Source organism: Flavobacterium sp. MR2016-29, assembly GCF_015350695.1.
Classification (GTDB): domain Bacteria; phylum Bacteroidota; class Bacteroidia; order Flavobacteriales; family Flavobacteriaceae; genus Flavobacterium.
The window spans coordinates 1-18,949 of sequence record NZ_JADKPU010000010.1 but is presented as its reverse complement, the minus strand read 5'-3'; the positions used below and the strand labels follow the sequence as shown (position 1 = coordinate 18,949).

Below are 18,949 nucleotides of genomic sequence, written 5' to 3'. Positions count from 1 at the left end.
ATATAAATTATTTCTAAATAAATTTGGTCTGTTGAAACAAATTTTATACTTTCGTGTAATCGATTACAAAATAATTGATGTTTTACTTCCTAAAAACCAAAATACAACGTAAATGTTTACAAGTAAGTCTTTAACGTTAAGATCAATTGCGATTTTCTTTGCTGTTTCTATGTTGATTTTATCATGTGGAAAACAAGTTTCGAATGTTTCTGAATCTGATCCATGGAAAAAAATGGATTTAATCATTAAAAGCATTCCAAAAACGCACTTTTTAAATAAAACTTATAATATAAATGATTATGGGGCTGTAGCCGATGGCAAAACATCAAATACACAGGCTTTTGCGAAAGCAATTAAAGCTTGTACAGCAAATGGAGGCGGGAAAGTTATTGTGCCAAATGGGAAATATTTAACCGGTCCAATATATTTAGAAAGTAATGTAAATCTGCATCTAGAAGATAAAGCTGAAATCCTTTTTACTACTAATTCAAAAGAATATCCTTTGATCCATACTTCTTTTGAAGGAACCGAACTGATGAATCATTCTCCTCTTATATCGGCAAGAAACAAAACAAATGTTGCGATTACAGGAAAAGGAACTTTGAATGGACAGGCAAATAATACAAATTGGTGGCCTTGGTGTGGCAGTAAAGGTTATGGCTGGGAAAAAGGACAGCCTTCACAGCATGATCCTCTTAACCGTGATAATTTAGTTGAAATGGCTGAAAAAGGAGTTCCGGTTGAAGAAAGAATTTTTGGAGAAGGACATTACCTGCGTCCAAATTTTATTGAATTTTTCGAATGCAACACCATTTTAGTAAAAGATATTACTGTAATAAATGCTCCGTTTTGGATTCTGCATCCTTTAAAATCTAATAACGTAATTGTTGACGGTGTTACAGTTAACAGCCACGGACCTAATAATGACGGCTGTGATCCCGAATATTCTCAAAATGTAATCATTAGAAACTGTACTTTTAATACTGGTGATGACTGTATTGCAATAAAATCAGGAAGAGACGGAGATGGAAGAAGAGTTGGAATTCCGAGTAAAAACATCATTGTTCAAAATTGCAAAATGATCGACGGACACGGAGGTGTTGTAATGGGAAGCGAAATTACAGCTGGAGTTAATAATGTGTTTGTAGAAAACTGCGTAATGGACAGTCCGAATCTTGACAGGGCAATCCGCATCAAAACAAACTCTAAACGTGGAGGCACTACAGAAGATATTTACGTTAGAAATCTTGAAGTTGGAACAGTAAAAGAATGCGTTTTGAGAGTAACCATGTTTTATGATTTATACGGCAGCCAAGTTGGAAAATACATACCAACCATCAGAAATATTAATATGGAAAATATTAAAGTTAAAAATGGAGGTAAATTTGGTATTCTGGCCGATGGTTATAAAGAGTCTCCAATAGAAAACATAACATTTAAAGATGTTGAAATTATAAAAGTAGATTCGGTTTATTCGCTAAAGAATGTAAAAAACATAAATTTCATTAACACTTATATAAATGGAAAGAAAATTGAATCAATTAAAAATTAAAACCACTTAACTATTATATTTTAACCAAACAATTAAACTTGAAAATCAGAATTAAAATTTTCCTCAAAATCCTGGTTATTAGTAATTTTTAGTTTTTTGAGATTATTGTTTTTTGAAGAAGTTAAAAAGGAGTTTGATCCTGAATCGAACTCCTTTCTTAACTAAATTAGAAGTCCTGAAATGAAGAAAATAGTATTATTTTTATTGTTGCTTTCTGGAGTCGTAAGAGCTCAAAATCAATATAGTATAGATACGTCTTATACTGTAAAGAGTACATACAATAAATTGATTAAACAGTATCCTTTCATTACAATTGTTCAGGCAAAAACAGATAAAAATGTAAATCAGATAAGCGATGTTGTTTATGATTTGAAGGAAAATAGGGCATTACATTTAGATGCTTTTTTTTATAAGAAGAAAAAAAAGAATCCCGCAGTAATCATGATTCATGGTGGCGGATGGAGATCAGGAAATAAAAGCCAAATGCAGGTTTTTGCAAAAGAAATTGCCTCAAAAGGGTATTCTTGTTTTGCAGTTGAATACAGATTATCATTAGAAGCAAAATATCCTGAAGCAATTTATGATGTAAAAAATGCCATTAAATTCATAAAAGATAATGCAAGGAAATTCAATGTAGATACAAACAAAATTGCGGTTTTAGGATGTTCTTCAGGAGGTCAGATGGCCGCTTTGATAGGTACAACAAATGATAATCCATCTTTTGAAGATGCGGGTTTTAAAAGTAAATCATCATCAAAAGTAAATGCAATTATCGATGTTGATGGAATTTTAGCATTTAAGCATCCAGAATCGAAAGAAGGAGAAATGGCAGGGTTTTGGCTTAAAGGTAGTTATGAAGAAAATCCAGAAAACTGGAACAATGCATCGGCCTTAAATCACACTGATAAAAATACACCGCCGATACTTTTTATAAACAGCAGTTTTGAAAGGTTTCATGCTGGAAGAGATGATATGATTACAATTTTAAATCAGAATAAAATTTACAGTGAAGTAAAAACAATTGAAAACTCACCTCATTCTTTTTGGTTTTTTCAGCCTTGGTTTGATGAAATGATAATTTACACAGCGCAATTCTTAGATAAAATGTTTAAATAATACAATACGAATGAAAACAAAAATTCAAATAGCGGCTTTATTTTTAATGGGTTTTACAGCTGTAAATGCTCAAAAAAATGATTCAAAAACAGCAAAAACATATGCTGAAATAGCAGCAAAAACAGATGGAAAGTGGGAAGGACGCAAATATATTGGCGGCACTGTTTTTAAAAATGTTGACAGATTAAAATTGGCTCCTGAACATACAGACCATTCTTTCGATATTCGTTACGAAGGCCCAGGATGGGAAAATAACCGAATTGGATACCGTTTGTATTTAGACTGGAGAAATGCTATTGATATTTTTGGAAAAAAGACTTCAGATATTATTTTGCCGAAAGTGGGTCAGGATAATTTTGATTCGTACCATGAAATGAGCGATTGGGGAGCTGATATTTTGAAAGCCGGAAAAGGAATAGGAATCGGATCAATCGACCGTTATTTAAACAATGAAAAACTCCACTTTCGTGAAGTAGATTCAACTATTGCTGTTGTTTCTAATAAAACAAATGAATCAGCTATAAAAGTGAATTATTACGGATGGAAAACAGCGGCTGATAAAATTGATTTCACTTCAATTTTAACCATTAAGCCAGATCAGCTCTACACACAGCATACAATTCAGGCTTCAAAAGAAATCAAAGGAATCTGTACCGGAATTGTAAAACAAAAAAATACAGAATTGCTTAAAAAAGAAAGCAAAAATAAAAAATGGGCCTATTTAGCGACTTACGGAGAACAATCGCTAGTTCCAGACAAATTAGGAATGGCGCTTTTTTATGAAGTAAATACAATTGAAAATATTGCGGATACAGAATTGGATTATCTTTTGGTTTTTAAACCAACAACAAAATCGACCTCTTTTTATCTTTTAGGTGCCTGGGAACAAGAGAAAAATGGCATAAAATCAAAAGAAGAATTTATAAAATATCTTGATGAAAAATTAGAATTGCTGAACAAAAAAGGAAAAATGTAATTTTATATTTTATGACAATTTCCATAAAATAAAACTGGAAAACCTTTTCGCAGCGGAAAAAATGAATATTATGTGAATGGAAAAGCAAAGACAACGGTTCGCCAGCGTTGGCAGCTTTTGTTTTTGCAACAATTGAATTAGATAATAGTGAAATTTAAATATATTTTAAAATGAAAAATAATAAAAAACGAGGTTATTTTACAGCAGCAGTTTTGGTTTGTTTAATCGCATTTACAAGCTGTAAAGTGACTTCGCAAGAACCTGCAAAAAAAGATATCGTAATTTCTAAAGATTTAAAATGGTCTGATAAAATGGCTCTGACATTAATGAAACGCCATCCAGAAGCTTATATGATTGATGATTCGAAAGCACCAAAATGGGATTATGTTCATGGTTTGGTTTTGCATTCAATTGAAGAGTTATATAAGGTAAATCCAGATCCAAGATATCCTGTTTATGTAAAAGGTTACGTTGATGCTTTAGTGCAAAATGACGGAACTATCAAAACATACGAACTAGACAAATATAACATTGATATGGTAGTATCCGGACGTCTTCTTTTTAATATATATGATAAAACTAAAGAAGAGAAATACCTGAAAGCAATGCAGTTATTGCGTAAGCAAATCGCTGAACAGCCAAGAACAAAAAGCGGCGGATTCTGGCATAAAAATATTTATCCGAACCAAATGTGGCTTGACGGATTATATATGGGAGAACCATTTTATGCACAATACACTGCTACGTTTGAAGAAGGAAAAAGCTTGGATGATGTTGCAAAACAATTCGAACAGATTCAATTGCATGCAACAGATCCAAAAACAGGATTATTATATCATGGATGGGATGAAAGCAAAGCAATGCCATGGGCAAATAAAGAAACTGGAAACTCTCCTAATTTTTGGTCAAGAGCTTTAGGCTGGTATGCAATGGCACTTGTTGATGCATTAGATTATTTTCCAAAAGAGCATCCAAAACAAAAAGAATTGGTAAAATATTTAAATGATGTATCGGCTTCTTTGGCCAAATTTCAAGATAAATCAGGTTTGTGGTATCAAGTGACGGACAAAGTTGGCAAAAAAGGAAATTATTTAGAAGCTTCAGGATCTTCTATGTTTGCTTATGCTTTTGCAAAAGGAGCAAACAAAGGATATTTGCCCGCAAAATATAAAAAACTAGCGAACAAAGCTTTTGATGGCTTAACAACAAAATTAATAAAAGTTGATGCAGATGGCGGTATTACTTTAACGCAGGCTTGTCAGGTTGCTGGTTTAGGCGGAACTCCATATAGAGATGGCTCTTATGACTATTATGTAAACGAAAAAAAGAAAGATAATGATCCTAAGGCAACTGGACCTTTTATTTTAGCAGCTTTAGAATTGAATAGATAATTAGATAATTAGGACAATTAGATAATTAGAAATAATATACAATGAAAAATATAAAAGTCATCTTTTTTTTAATATCCATATTTTTCTTGCAGAAAAATTTTGCTCAAGTCTGGGTGCCTGACAATGGTGATGGAACGTATACAAACCCAATTATTCATGCAGATTATTCAGATCCTGATGTAGTTAGAGTTGGTGATGATTTTTATATGACAGCATCTTCTTTTAACTGTATTCCGGGTTTGCCTATTTTGCATTCTAAAGATTTAGTGAATTGGAAGATTATAAGCTATGCGCTTATTAAGCAAATACCAACTGAGACTTTTGATAAAGTGCAGCATGGAAATGGAGTTTGGGCGCCTTGTATTACCTTCCATGAAAATGAATTTTATATTTATTACCCAGATCCTGATTTCGGAATTTATATGATTAAAGCCAAAAAAGCCGAAGGGCCTTGGTCAGAACCTGTTTTGGTAAAAGGCGGAACCGGATTAATTGATCCGAGTCCGTTGTGGGATGATGACGGCAAAGCATATTTGGTTCACGCTTATGCAGGAAGCCGAGCGCAGATTAAAAGCTTAATCACAGTTTGCAGTATGAATCCAGAAGGAACCTTTGCTAAGAGCGATGAAGTAATGATTATTGACGGTCATGAAAGCGAAGGCACAATTGAAGGTCCAAAATTCTACAAACGAAACAATTACTATTATATTTTTGCTCCCGCAGGCGGTGTTTCTACAGGCTGGCAAACCGTTTTAAGATCTAAAAATGTTTTTGGGCCTTATGAGAAAAAGAAAGTTTTAGAACAAGGAAAAACAAAAATTAATGGTCCGCATCAAGGAGCTTGGGTACAAACACAAACTGGAGAAGACTGGTTCATACATTTTCAGGATAAAGGGGCTTACGGACGAATTGTACATTTACAGCCAATGAGATGGGAAAATGACTGGCCTATTATGGGACAAGATTTTGATAGAAACGGAATTGGTGAGCCTGTAACAACTTTTAAAAAACCAAATGTTGGAAAAAAATATCCAATTGAAACTCCGGCAGAATCAGATGAGTTTAATTTACCCAAATTAGGTTTACAATGGCAATGGCAGGCAAATGCGCAGACAAATTGGGGATTTCCCACAAGTTTAGGTTATTTAAATTTGTATTGTCTGCCTACAATTAAAGACAGTAAAAAGATTTTTGAAGCGCCCAATTTATTGCTGCAGAAATTTCCAGCAGAAGAATTCACAGTTACAACCAAAATGACTTTTAATACAAGACTAAACGGTGAATCAACGGGTTTGATTATAATGGGCTTGGATTACAGTTATTTATCTCTGAAAAATGACAATGGAAAATTATTTTTAAATCAAAAAACAGGAACTTTTGATAAAAAGATAACGGAAACAGAAACAAGTCCGATTGCGATACCAAATTCTACTATCTATTTGAGAGTTCAAATTAAAAAAGGAGGTATCTGCAGTTTTTTATATAGTTTAGATGATAAAAAATATCAGCAAATTGGGAATGAATTTGTATCAAAAGAAGGAAAATGGATTGGCGCGAAAGTTGGACTTTTTGCTTTGAGCGAAAAAGTTACAAATGACTCCGGAAACGTTTCAATAGATTGGTTTAGAATTACTAAATAACTTAAAAATGATTCAATTAAAAAGAACAGCAGTATTCCTTTTTGTATTGGTAAGTTTGGCATCGAATGCTCAAAATACTTATAAAAACTGGCCTGATATTATTCGCAAAAATGAAGCATCTTGGTTTGGTTCGGCGGAAGCCAAAAAAATAGCTGAGAATGTTTTGTTGTATCAAAGAGATATTGGCGGCTGGCCAAAAAATATCCAGATGCAGAAAGAACTGACTCAAAAGGAAGAAAAAGATTTGATTGCACTTAAAAAAACAGCTGTAGAAACTACAACAGATAATGGTGCAACTTGTCAGGAAATGCTTTTTATGTCTAGAATGTATGCGCAGGTAAAAGATGAGCGTTACAAAGAATCTTTTTTAAAGGGATTGAATTATCTTCTTGAAGCTCAATATAAAAATGGAGGCTGGCCTCAATTTTATCCATTAAAAAAAGGATATTATACGCATATTACCTACAATGACGATTCGATGGTTAACATCTTGAATGTAATGAAGCAAGTCAGTGAAGGAACTGATTATTATAGTATTAAGCCATCACAGACAATTGTTGAAAAAACAAAAAAAGCTTTTGATAAAGGAATAGACTGTATTTTGAAAACCCAGTATAAGCAAAATGGCGTTTTAACAGCCTGGTGTGCACAGCATGATGAAGTTACTCTGGCTCCGGCCAATGCAAGAGCTTTTGAACTAGCATCGTTAAGCGGTTATGAATCGACAAAAATTGTATTGCTTTTAATGTCAATCGAAAAACCTTCTCCAGAAATTATTACCGCTGTTAAAAGCGCGCAGGCTTGGTTTGAGAAAACAAAAATAACCAATCTTGAAGAGAAAAGAGTTTTAGACGACACCGGAAAAATTGTAGATAAAAAAATGATTCCTGCCGTAAATGCTGGACCAATATGGGCTCGATTTATGGATCTTGAAACTAATGAACCTTTCTTTTGTGACCGCGATGGAATAAGGAAAAAATCTCTCGATCAAATTGGGTCTGAAAGAAGAAACGGTTATTCTTGGTATTCTGATGCGCCAAAAGAAGTGCTGAAGAAATATGCAGCCTGGGCCATTAAAAATGGAGTAAAAGTTTCTTCAACTGAAGCTTCGGCAAAAAAAAAAGATAATTTTATAACTGTTGCCCAAGACGGATCAGGCGATTTTACTAAAATTCAGGATGCAGTTTATGCAAGTCCAGCTTTTCCTTATGAAAAAGTAACTATACTTGTCAAAAATGGTATTTATAATGAGAAAATTCGTGTTCCTGAATGGAATACAAATGTTGCTCTCGTTGGAGAAAGCAGAGAAAATACTATTATTACCTTTGATGATAATTTTAAAAAAATCAATTTAGGAAGAAACAGTACTTTTTATACTTATACAGTTTTGGTTGAAGGCGATGATTTTTCGGCCGCCAATTTAACGATTAAAAATACTTCTGGCGATAATGGCCAAGGAATTGCTTTATCAATTGTGGCAAATCGCGCTAAGGTTTCTAACTGTTCTATTTTAGGAAATCAGGATACTTTGTACTTATCCGGTAAAGAAGCAAAACAATATTTTAAAGATTGTTACATTGAAGGAACTACGGACTTTATCTTTGGAAGTGCCACTTCATTATTTGAAAATTGTACTATCAACAGCATTAAAAATTCGTACATCACCGCAGCATCAACTCCAGAAGGAACCGCATTTGGATTTGTTTTTAAAAATTGCAAATTAACAGCTAATCCAGAAGCAACAGCAGTTTATTTAGGAAGACCGTGGCGAATTTATGCTAAAACTGTTTTTATAAGTTGTGAATTAGGAAAACAAATAAGACCAGAGGGCTGGGAAAATTGGTCTAAACCAGAAGCTGAAAAAACATCTTTTTATGCTGAATACAATTGTTCAGGTGAAGGTTTTCAGCCAGCTAAAAGAGTAGCATGGTCACATCAGCTTCAAAAAAATGAGGCTGAAAAATATACAATTGAAAACATTCTTAAAGATGAAATACCAAACTGGTACTCTAAATAAAATCAGGAACTAGCAAACGATATTATGAAATTTAAATGCATTATTTTTTTATTGATTTCATTAAGCTCTTTCGCGCAGAATAACGAATTTCCGAGTGCAAAGGTTGATTCAATTGTTAATAGAATTCAGCTTCCTGTTTTTCCTTCTTATCAAATAAATATTGCAAAATTAGGTGCGAAAGGAGATTCAATTTCAAATAATAAAATTGCATTTGATAAAGCAATGGTATTGTGCAAAAAGAATAATGGCGGAACCATTATAGTTCCTAAAGGCACTTATAAAATTAACGGACCAATTCATTTTGTAAGCAATGTAAATCTTAAGCTTGAAAAAGGAGCGAAAATTAAATTTAGTGACAATCCTCAAGACTATCTGCCAATGGTTTTAACCAGTTGGGAAGGTACGATGCTGTATAATTACAGTCCGCTTATTTATGCTTATGATTGTACAAATATTGCTATTACAGGAGAAGGAACAATTGATGGAGAAGGAAGCAAAATATGGAAAAGTTTTAAAGAAAAAGAAGGGAAGGGAAAAGATTTGAGCCGTGAAATGAATCACACGAATGTTCCTTTAAAAGACAGGAAATTTGGTGAAGGTTATTTTTTGCGTCCGCAGCTGATTCAGTTTTTTAATTGCAAAAATATTTTAGTTGAAAATATTCGTATTGAAAATTCCCCTTTCTGGTGTCTGCATCTTTTAAAATCACAGAGTATTACGATTAGAGGCATCAGTTATAAAGCCTTAAATTATAATAATGACGGAATTGATCCAGAATATGCAAAAGATGTTTTAATTGAAAATGTAACTTTCAATAATGGTGATGATAACGTAGCTATAAAAGCAGGCAGAGATCATGAAGGCAGAGCGAATACAGCAATACCGAGCCAAAATATTGTCATTAGAAACTGCAATTTTAAAGGACTTCATGGAGTTGTTTTGGGAAGCGAAATGTCAGCTGGAATTCAAAATGTTTTTGTTGAGAATTGTAAAACAGTTGGGTATTTAAAAAGAGGTATTTATGTAAAAACCAATGCAGATCGTGGTGGATTTATAAAAAATATTTTTGTCCGAAATATTAAGTTGGATGAAGTAGAAGATTGTTTGTACATCACTGCTAATTACCATGGAGAAGGAAAAGGTTTTCAATCAGACATCTCGAATATTCATTTTTCAAATATCTCATGTAATAAAGCAACTGAATCTGGAATTGTAATTCAAGGATTTGCAGATAAAAAAATCCGAAATATCAGTTTGAATAATATTGAAATTAAAGAAGCTAAAAACGCGATTTCAAACGAAAATGCTGAAAATGTTTTGATGACAGATGTTTTTATTGGCAAGAAGGCGACAGTTCCAACAGCTGCAAAATAGGTTTTTTGGAGGTTCAAAGAAACAAAAAAAGCATATTCTAATAATCTAATAATCTAGTATCTAAGAAGTCTAGTATCTAAGAAGTCTAGTATCTAAGAAGTCTAATATCTAAGAAGTCTAATGTCTAATAAGTCTAGTATCTAAGAAGTCTAATATCAAAAAAATGAAAAAATATATCATAATAGCATTATTAATCTCGTCAGTTTGTTTTTCTCAGAAAACAACATTATATACAATTGGTGATTCGACAATGGCGAATAAAAAAGATCCAGACCGCAATCCGGAACATGGTTGGGCGCAGGTGCTTCAGCCATTTTTTAAAGATAATATTCTTGTAGTAAACAAAGCTGTAAATGGCAGAAGTACCAAAAGCTTTATAAATGAAAACCGTTGGGATTCAATTTATAAAAAATTAAAAAAAGGTGATTATGTTTTTATTGAATTTGGTCATAATGATGAAAAAATAGAAGATTCTACGAGATATACAAATCCGCATACAACTTACAGGTATAATCTAATTCGGTTTGTAAAAGAAACTAGAGAAAAAGGCGCAACACCAATATTGCTTACGTCTATATCCAGACGAAACTTCAATGAAAAAGGTGTATTAGTGCCAACACATGGCGATTATCCGTTAGAAACACGATTGGTTGCTCAGGAATATAAAGTTCCATTTATAGATTTAGAATATTATACAGAATTGTTGGAGCAATCTTATGGTCCAGAAAAATCAAAGCAATTGCATTTACATTTTAAAGCAGGTGAAAATGCCTATTACGATAAAGATAAAGCTGATGATACTCATCTTTCTCTGAAAGGGGCAACAGCAATTGCTCAAATTGTGGTAGATCAAATTAAACTATTACAGGATTCTACAGTAGATAAACTTAAAAAGGGAATCAAATAAACTTGATTGTAAAACTTTAAATTAGAAAAGAGAGGATAAATGTCCTCTCTTTTTTTTTATAAATGTTTTTTTTAGCTCTTTATTTTTTGCAATAAATTAAAATATAGTAGTAATCTCTTTTTTTTTATAAATACTTTCCTAACTTTTTTAGTGTTAAAATTTTATTAATGTGTTGAAATTCAGTACTTTTGTGTTTTAAAAGTAAAAAACTAATAATTTGGTTTATTTACATTTGATAGTTGAATTACAAAATCTTTAGTAGGATAATTCATCAGGTGTTATAAGGCCATTACTATAAGCCACACTTAAAGAGCTATTTTTTTTTATTACGCCCGTACCTTTTTTTATAATAAAATAATTTTTCAAATTATTGTTTAACTATCTGTAATTAAGTCTTTTAATTATTGTTTAGTTGCTGTTCAGTTCATTTCCATTTATTTGGAGAATCTTTCCTCCAAACGATAAATACCCTATTTTATAACTTTTTAAACTTTTAAGGGTAATAACAAAATTGAACAAGCTAGACTTTTGCGCCCGCTTTCGTAAGAGGGTGTAAATCAATAAAATATAGGATTTAATTACAAAACAGTTGTTTTAATAACAGCATATCTTTTACTATTTAAAAAAGATATCGTGTTCAAAGTAAGCCTGTTTTAATTAATAAAAACAATTATGAAATCAAAAATTACTTTACTAGTACTGTTAATTATATTACCAGTAATGAGTTTCATGGGTAATGAAGCTTTTGCTCAAACTGTCTCTGGCATCGCGAGCAACACAGGATGTTTTAACAGTGGAATTGTAACTGCAAGCAGTACAGGTTTGGGTGCTACTCCGCAATACCAATTGTCAAAAGCTGGTGTTGTAGTGGCACCAGTTTCTGGAGATCCTACACAGTTTACAAACACTAATGTTTTTACAGGATTAAGTTCGGGAGTTTATGTTGTAAATGCTAGAGCAACTGCTGGAGGAACTGTATTTTCAAGCACAAATATCACGGTTACAGATGGCTACACTGCCATGACTGTTTCTACGCCTACAAAGGTAGCAGATTGCGTAGGAGGAACGGCTTCATTAACATCGACAGTAACAGCGGGAAAGGCACCTTATACATATACTATAGCTGCACAGTCAGCGCCAGGTGTTATTTTGCAAAATAGCGGACCAATAAGTGCAACTACTTTTAATTTTAATCCGTTGGGAGTTAATAACTATTTAGTAAGCGTGACTGATGATTGCGGACAGACTATTACTGGAGCAACATCTATTTCTAATCCTACAGTAACGGTAAATGATTTTAAATTAGGAAGTTTAGCCTATCCTAGTTTTAATACAACAAATAACTGTTCTACGCCTCTGAATGTTATTAACGAATTATTATTTCAATATATAGCTAATAGCACTACTATTTCGCCAAGCGATGCGGCAAGATTTAGCTGGAAAATATTATATCAAGGACAGCTCTACGGTCAGGATACTAACGCTGATGGATATAGTGATGTAGGTGGAGCGGGTTATTCACCTTTGCTTAATACAGTTAGATTACCACTAGTTGCTACAAAAGCTGGCGTATTAGCAGAAATAGCAAGTGGCACTATGAAGGTAGTTCTGAGTGATAATTGTGGTAATTCTAAAGAATTTAATGTTACGCAATATAATAGCGGCGGTACTATGGGACCAAGTAATTGTGCAGGAGCAGGACTTATTAGAGCGGTACCTAACAGGTTAAGCTGTTTTCCTTTGAATGTTACATTTACTAACATAGCAAATCCTGCAGATATTGTTACAACTACTATTAACAGTACTGCACAACTTATTGCTGGTTTTACAGCAGGAGCTACTTACCATGTGACTTATGTAGATGCACAAGGGAGTACTACAAGAAGTTTTGATACGCTTCCAGTTTCTCAAAATATATCAATTCCCGCAGCTTCAACTTTTACTATTAGTCAGGTTCTTACTGGAGTACAGCAAAATTTAAATGTTTTAGGTTACGGAAGACTAATTTTAACAGTAACTCCTGTTCAGGCTGGAGATATTATTAATTATACAGTCACAGCATCAGATAATCCTTTAGTACCTGTAGGATACACAAGCAGTACTCCATTAAATGCTACTTCAGGAAGCGCTACATTACCTAGAGTAAATGCTTCAGATCCTTTAGATTATTGGCCATCAGGTCATTATACTTTAGATATGACTATTCCTTGTGGTACAAGAACTATAAATGCTACAGTTTCAGGTTATAATGCTACTTTAAACGGAAATACTATAACGCCTGTTTGCGGAGGATTTAATTATGTAATGAATGGAAATTTTGATAGTGTAAGTGCTTATCAGGTTATTATTGTTTCTGGTCCATCAAGTGTTGGTCAGGTTAGAGATTTAGCCAGTAATACAGCATCACTTCCTTTTAACGGATTAAGTTATGGTACTTATGTTTTTGGTTTACGAATAAAAGGAGGAACTGTGAATGTCCTTACTCAAACCTTGACTTATGATTCTAATAATGTTATTACTGTGGATAAAACTAATACTGGTGGGTATGTTTGCAGCAGTGGCGCGACTAATGGAACTTTAACTATCGCAGCAACATCAAACTCGCCTGCACCTGGAAATGTTTTAGAGTATGCTCTTAGTACAGATGGTGGAACTAATTTTGGTGCTTATCAAAGTGGTAATACTTTTTCGGGTTTAACAGATAACACTTATTTTTTTAGAATTAAAGACGGTTGTGGAAATATCATAACTCAATCGGCACAGATAGGTGTAGCAGCGGCTCCAACAGCTACGGCTGAAGGTCAGTCAACTCCAGCAACATTTTGTAATCTTAGTACAGGAACATTACAATTAGATGTAGATACTGTGGGTGCAATTTCATATTTATGGACTGGACCTGGAATTACTACAGCTAATGAAACTCTTAAAAGCCCTCTGGTAAATTATAATGCTTTATCAGTTGGAAATAATAATTTTTCTTGTTCCGTAACTTTTGGGCCTCCATGCAGCAGTACTACAGTTTCAAATTTAACAATAAATATAACAGCGCTTCCTGTTGTTTCAATAACAAATCCGGCAGCTGTTTGTTTTCCTAATACAGTAGATATTACTGCACCAGCAATAACTGCAGGAAGTGAAACAGGTTTAACATACTCTTATTTTACAGATTCAGAAGGTACAGATCCAATAGTTGATCCAACTATTATAGATGTTAGCGGCACATATTACATAAAAGGCACTAATGCAACTTGTAGTAATATACAGCCTGTAACGGTTATAGTTAATTCGTTGCCTATTGCAGGAATAACCTATCCAAGCACTCCATATTGTCAAACAGGTACTGCGACAGTTACCCAGACAGGTACAACAGGAGGAACCTATAGTGGAGATGCGGGTTTAATTATTGATGCTGTAACGGGAACTATAGATTTAGCTGGTTCTACGATAGGAGATCATACGGTAACTTATAGTTTCACTGATGGTACTTGCTCTAGTACAGACATAGCGTTAATTGAAATAAATGAATTGCCAACTGCATCAATTGCTTACTCAAGTAGTCCTTATTGTAATAGGGGTACAGCCACAGTAACTCAAACAGGTGAAGCAGGCGGTACTTACAGCGGAGATACTGGTTTAATTATTGACCCATCAACAGGAACAATAGATTTAGCACTTTCTACAGTTGGAACTCATACGATTACTTACAATTTTAGTAATGCAACTTGTTCAGGAACAACAACTGCAAGTATCACTATAAATGCAACAGTAGCTCCATCAGTTTTAGCAGATATTACAGGACAATGCGAAGCAACACCAATAGCACCGACAATTACAGATCCTTGTGCAGGTACAATTACCGGAGCAACAACAACTTTATTTCCAATTACAACTCAAGGAACAACTGTAGTTACTTGGACTTTTGATTATGGAAACGGATATACACAAACTGCAAATCAAAATGTAATAATAGATGATACATTGGGGCCTGTTATGCCAATTTTAGCAGATGTAACAGGAGAATGTTCTGCAACACCAACAGTACCAATAGCTACAGATACCTGTACAGGAGCAATTACTGGAGCAACAACAACTGCATTTCCAATTACAGCAAAAGGTACAACTATTGTTTTGTGGACATTTGATGATGGAAACGGAAATATATCATTTGCAAATCAAAATGTTATTATAACAGATACTACAACACCAGTCGTGCCGGTATTAGCAGATGTAACAGCAGAATGTTCGGCAACGCCTCTGACACCAACTACTACAGATAATTGTGATAGTGGCGTAATAACAGGTACAACTTCTACTATTTTTCCAATAACAACACAGGGAACAACTGTAGTTACTTGGAACTTTACAGATAGTTCAGGAAATACATCGACAGCGACTCAAAATATAATTATTGATGATACGATTGCACCGGTTGCTCCAGTATTGGCAGATGTAACAGGACAATGCGATGCAACACCTAGTGCACCAACAGCAACAGATGCGTGTGCAGGAACAATAACAGGTACAACGACTACAGCTTTTCCAATTACAACCCAGGGAACAACAGTAGTTACATGGACATTTGATGACGGAAACGGAAATACATCAACAGCAAATCAAAATGTAATCATTGACGATACTGTTGCGCCAGTTGTACCAGTTTTAGCAGATTTAACAGGTCAGTGTGATGCAACTCCAATTGCACCAGCAGCAGCAGATGCCTGCGCAGGAACAATAACAGGAACAACCACTACCGTTTTCCCAATTACAGCACAAGGAACATCAGTAGTTACATGGACATTTGATGACGGAAACGGAAATATTGCAACAGCGAATCAAAATGTAATTATTGATGATACGATTGCTCCGGTTGCACCAGTTTTAGCAGATGTAACAGGACAATGTAATGCAACCCCTGCAGAACCAACAGCAGCAGATGCCTGCGCAGGTATAATAACAGGAACAACCACTACCGTTTTCCCAATTACAACCCAGGGAACAACAGTAGTTACATGGACATTTGATGACGGAAACGGAAATATTGCAACAGCGAATCAAAATGTAATTATTGATGATACAGTTGCGCCGGTTGCACCTGTTTTGGCAGATGTAACAGGACAATGTAATGCAACCCCTGCAGTACCAACAGCAGTAGATGCCTGCGCAGGAACAATAACAGGAACAACCACTACAGCTTTCCCAATAACAGTACAAGGAACAACAGTGGTAACATGGACGTTTGATGACGGAAACGGAAATATTGCAACAGCTGCTCAAAATGTAATTATTGATGATACGATTGCTCCGGTTGCACCAGTATTGGCAGATGTAACAGGACAATGTAATGCAACCCCTGCAGTACCAACAGCAGTAGACGCCTGCGCAGGTACAATAACAGGAACAACCACTACAGCTTTCCCAATAACAGCTCAAGGAACAACAGTGGTTACATGGACGTTTGATGACGGAAACGGAAATATTGCAACAGCTGCTCAAAATGTAATTATTGATGATACAGTTGCGCCGGTTGCACCAGTATTGGCAGATGTGACAGGACAATGTAATGCAACACCTGCAGTACCAACAGCAACGGATGCCTGCGCAGGAACAATAACAGGAACAACCACTACAACTTTCCCAATTACAGCACAAGGAACAACAGTGGTTACATGGACATTTGATGACGGAAACGGAAATATAGCAACAGCAAATCAAAATGTTATAATTTCACCGAGCACATTAGTATCTCCAGTTCTTGCGGACATTACTGGTCAATGTAGTGTAACACCAATTGCACCAGTGATTTTAGATAGTTGTGGCGCAGCAATAACAGGAACAACCACTACCGTTTTCCCAATCACAACACCAGGTACAACTGTTATAACTTGGACCTTTAGTAACGGAAGTGGAAGCAGTGTCACGGCAGCTCAAAATGTAATTATTACAAATGTTGCTTTAGCTGGAACTCCATCAGCAACATGTTTAGGAAGCGGAAATCAATATAATATAACATTATCAGTAACAGGTCAGGGGCCTTATACAGCAACGGGAACAGGAGCCCCAGGCACATGGTTAGGAAATACTTGGACCTCAAATACAGTTGCTGTAGGAGCAAATTATAGTGTTAATATTCAAGATGCAAATGGATGTAATACAATAACAGTATCTGGAGTTTCACCTGTATCTTGTTGTACTTTTAGTGTAATTTGTCCAACTTTCCAACCGACAACTGTATCTTGTTATGATCAATTGCCAAACGCAACTACTTTAACAAAAGCCCAATTTGAAGCTTTAGGAAACGGAAATGGAAGAATAACTTCTTGTGGGGCACTTGAAATTACAGCATCTAATAGTGCGGATCAAGGATGTAATGCCAATATAACAAGAACATATACGGTAACAGAATATAATGATCCAAATGGAAATGGTGTTAGAGATGCTGGAGAAAATACGGTTACTAATAGCACTATCTGTACGCAGACAATTACAGTGCATGACACCACTGCACCAGTTTTTGTTGAAGCAATGCCTCAAGCTGTTGTAAATGCAAATTGCGATACAATTCCTCCAGTAGTTACATTAACGGCAACAGATAATTGCGGAAATGCAACCGTTGCCTATGAAGAAACTCGGGTGGAGGGCGACTGCAGCAGCAGATATACTTTATTGAGAACTTGGACAGCAAACGATCAATGTGGCAACCAAACTTCATATACGCAAACAATAAATGTTGCCTGTCTTGAAGAAATATATAACGGGATCTCATCTAACGGTGATGGAATAAACGATAGTTTCGTAATTAAAGGAATCGATTGCTACCCTAATAACAGTGTAAAAATATACAATAGGTATGGAGTTATAGTATATGAGAAAGACGGTTATGACAATGTAACAAGTCCATTCCAAGGATATTCAGACGGACGTGCTACTGTCAAAAAAGGAGATAAACTTCCAACAGGTACTTATTTCTACACAGTGCAATATGATAATAACGGAAATAAAGTCGAAAAAGCAGGATATCTATATGTAAACAATCAATAAGGTTATAATTAACAATTGTTTCGAAATAATTGTTTTCAAAAGTAGCAAGTTTTCTTGCTGCTTTTTTTATAAAAATAAAAGTGTAACTAAGCATAAATTCCATTTTCTAGATTTTTTTTAACAATTATTTGTAAGTAATGTCTTAAAATGAAACTGTAAAAACTTTTAGCGGTAATGATAGGGAATATTAAAGAAGAATTTTGTGAATCCAAAATTTCAACGAGCTTCATATAGTAAGATGAATTATTTGGAACCAGTAAAATTTAAATAATTTAATAACCCATAAAGATTAAATCTTATGAAGAATAGATTACTTCCTTTGTTTTTTGTATTAGGTAGTATAGGTGCTTATGCACAGGTTGGTATAGGGACTCCAACTCCAAATGTATCATCGCAATTAGAAATTTTTGCAAATGATAAAGGGGTTTTAATACCTAGAGTTGCTTTAAAAAGTTCAACTGACGTTAGCACTATTACCAATGGCAATGTAAACAGTTTAATGGTTTTTAACACGAGTACAATTGCTGATGTTACACCAGGTTACTACTATTGGTATGACAATAAATGGCAAAGAATAGCTACTGCTGCAGAAGTTAATGCAAACACCACTATTATTACAGGAACTGGTGTTCCTGGTCCAAAAGGAGCCCCAGGTTATCCTGGTGAAAATATAAGCTTATATGTAGATAGTACAAGTGGAACCGTTTATGTGCAAAATCCAGATGGTACGTGGTCTTCTATCAATGGTAAAAACGGAATCGATGGTAAAAACGGTATTAGTGGAGGAAACGGATTGCCGGGTACTAAAGGATTAGATTCTACTATTCAAATGTATATTGACTATAATACAGGAATAGTGTATGTACGAGATGCAAGTGATAATACCAAATGGGTTAAGGTAAACGGAGTAGACGGAATCCCTGGAGTTCCTGGAGCAC

At 34.5% G+C, this 18,949-nt stretch carries 9 protein-coding genes and 1 pseudogene; all 10 read left to right on the top strand.

What is annotated here, in order from left to right; genetic code table 11:
• Positions 1 to 112 precede the first annotated feature (112 nt).
• Positions 113 to 1,552: a glycoside hydrolase family 28 protein gene (locus IR010_RS17940; protein ID WP_194605714.1), complete on the top strand. Its 1,440-nt coding sequence runs from the start codon at positions 113 to 115 to the stop codon at positions 1,550 to 1,552.
• 180 nt (positions 1,553 to 1,732) lie between these two features.
• On the top strand, positions 1,733 to 2,668 hold the full coding sequence (locus tag IR010_RS17935) for an alpha/beta hydrolase (RefSeq protein WP_194570583.1): 936 nt from the start codon (positions 1,733 to 1,735) through the stop codon (positions 2,666 to 2,668).
• Positions 2,669 to 2,678: 10 nt separating this feature from the next.
• Positions 2,679 to 3,644 carry a DUF4861 family protein gene (locus IR010_RS17930; protein ID WP_194605712.1) on the top strand — a complete coding sequence of 322 codons (966 nt, stop codon included), beginning with the start codon at positions 2,679 to 2,681 and terminating at the stop codon, positions 3,642 to 3,644.
• Between the two features lie 170 nt (positions 3,645 to 3,814).
• Positions 3,815 to 5,035, top strand: coding sequence for a glycoside hydrolase family 105 protein (locus tag IR010_RS17925; protein WP_194605710.1), 1,221 nt, complete (start codon positions 3,815 to 3,817; stop codon positions 5,033 to 5,035).
• Positions 5,036 to 5,076: 41 nt separating this feature from the next.
• A complete protein-coding gene (locus IR010_RS17920) occupies positions 5,077 to 6,675 on the top strand; it encodes a glycoside hydrolase 43 family protein (RefSeq protein ID WP_194570580.1) in 1,599 nt (532 codons plus the stop codon).
• A 7-nt stretch (positions 6,676 to 6,682) separates the two neighbouring features.
• Complete coding sequence (gene pelA, locus IR010_RS17915; RefSeq protein WP_194570579.1) at positions 6,683 to 8,692, top strand: pectate lyase; 2,010 nt, start codon at positions 6,683 to 6,685, stop codon at positions 8,690 to 8,692.
• 24 nt (positions 8,693 to 8,716) lie between these two features.
• Positions 8,717 to 10,066: a glycoside hydrolase family 28 protein gene (locus IR010_RS17910; protein WP_194570578.1), complete on the top strand. Its 1,350-nt coding sequence runs from the start codon at positions 8,717 to 8,719 to the stop codon at positions 10,064 to 10,066.
• A gap of 163 nt (positions 10,067 to 10,229) precedes the next feature.
• Positions 10,230 to 10,973, top strand: coding sequence for a rhamnogalacturonan acetylesterase (locus tag IR010_RS17905; RefSeq protein ID WP_194605708.1), 744 nt, complete (start codon positions 10,230 to 10,232; stop codon positions 10,971 to 10,973).
• A gap of 672 nt (positions 10,974 to 11,645) precedes the next feature.
• Entirely contained in the window at positions 11,646 to 18,011 is a 6,366-nt protein-coding gene (locus IR010_RS17900) for a gliding motility-associated C-terminal domain-containing protein (RefSeq protein ID WP_194605706.1), read from the top strand.
• Between the two features lie 298 nt (positions 18,012 to 18,309).
• Positions 18,310 to 18,949 (top strand): annotated as a pseudogene (locus IR010_RS17895) (hypothetical protein); the annotation flags it as partial.

Excerpts from the sequence above, each read along its gene's own strand:
- IR010_RS17925 (WP_194605710.1), top strand. The coding sequence starts at position 3,815 with ATGAAAAATAATAAAAAACGAGGTTATTTTACAGCAGCAGTTTTGGTT.
- IR010_RS17930 (WP_194605712.1), top strand. The coding sequence starts at position 2,679 with ATGAAAACAAAAATTCAAATAGCGGCTTTATTTTTAATGGGTTTTACA.
- IR010_RS17900 (WP_194605706.1), top strand. The coding sequence starts at position 11,646 with ATGAAATCAAAAATTACTTTACTAGTACTGTTAATTATATTACCAGTA.
- IR010_RS17905 (WP_194605708.1), top strand. The coding sequence starts at position 10,230 with ATGAAAAAATATATCATAATAGCATTATTAATCTCGTCAGTTTGTTTT.
- IR010_RS17910 (WP_194570578.1), top strand. The coding sequence starts at position 8,717 with ATGAAATTTAAATGCATTATTTTTTTATTGATTTCATTAAGCTCTTTC.
- pelA (WP_194570579.1), top strand. The coding sequence starts at position 6,683 with ATGATTCAATTAAAAAGAACAGCAGTATTCCTTTTTGTATTGGTAAGT.
- IR010_RS17920 (WP_194570580.1), top strand. The coding sequence starts at position 5,077 with ATGAAAAATATAAAAGTCATCTTTTTTTTAATATCCATATTTTTCTTG.
- IR010_RS17935 (WP_194570583.1), top strand. The coding sequence starts at position 1,733 with ATGAAGAAAATAGTATTATTTTTATTGTTGCTTTCTGGAGTCGTAAGA.
- IR010_RS17940 (WP_194605714.1), top strand. The coding sequence starts at position 113 with ATGTTTACAAGTAAGTCTTTAACGTTAAGATCAATTGCGATTTTCTTT.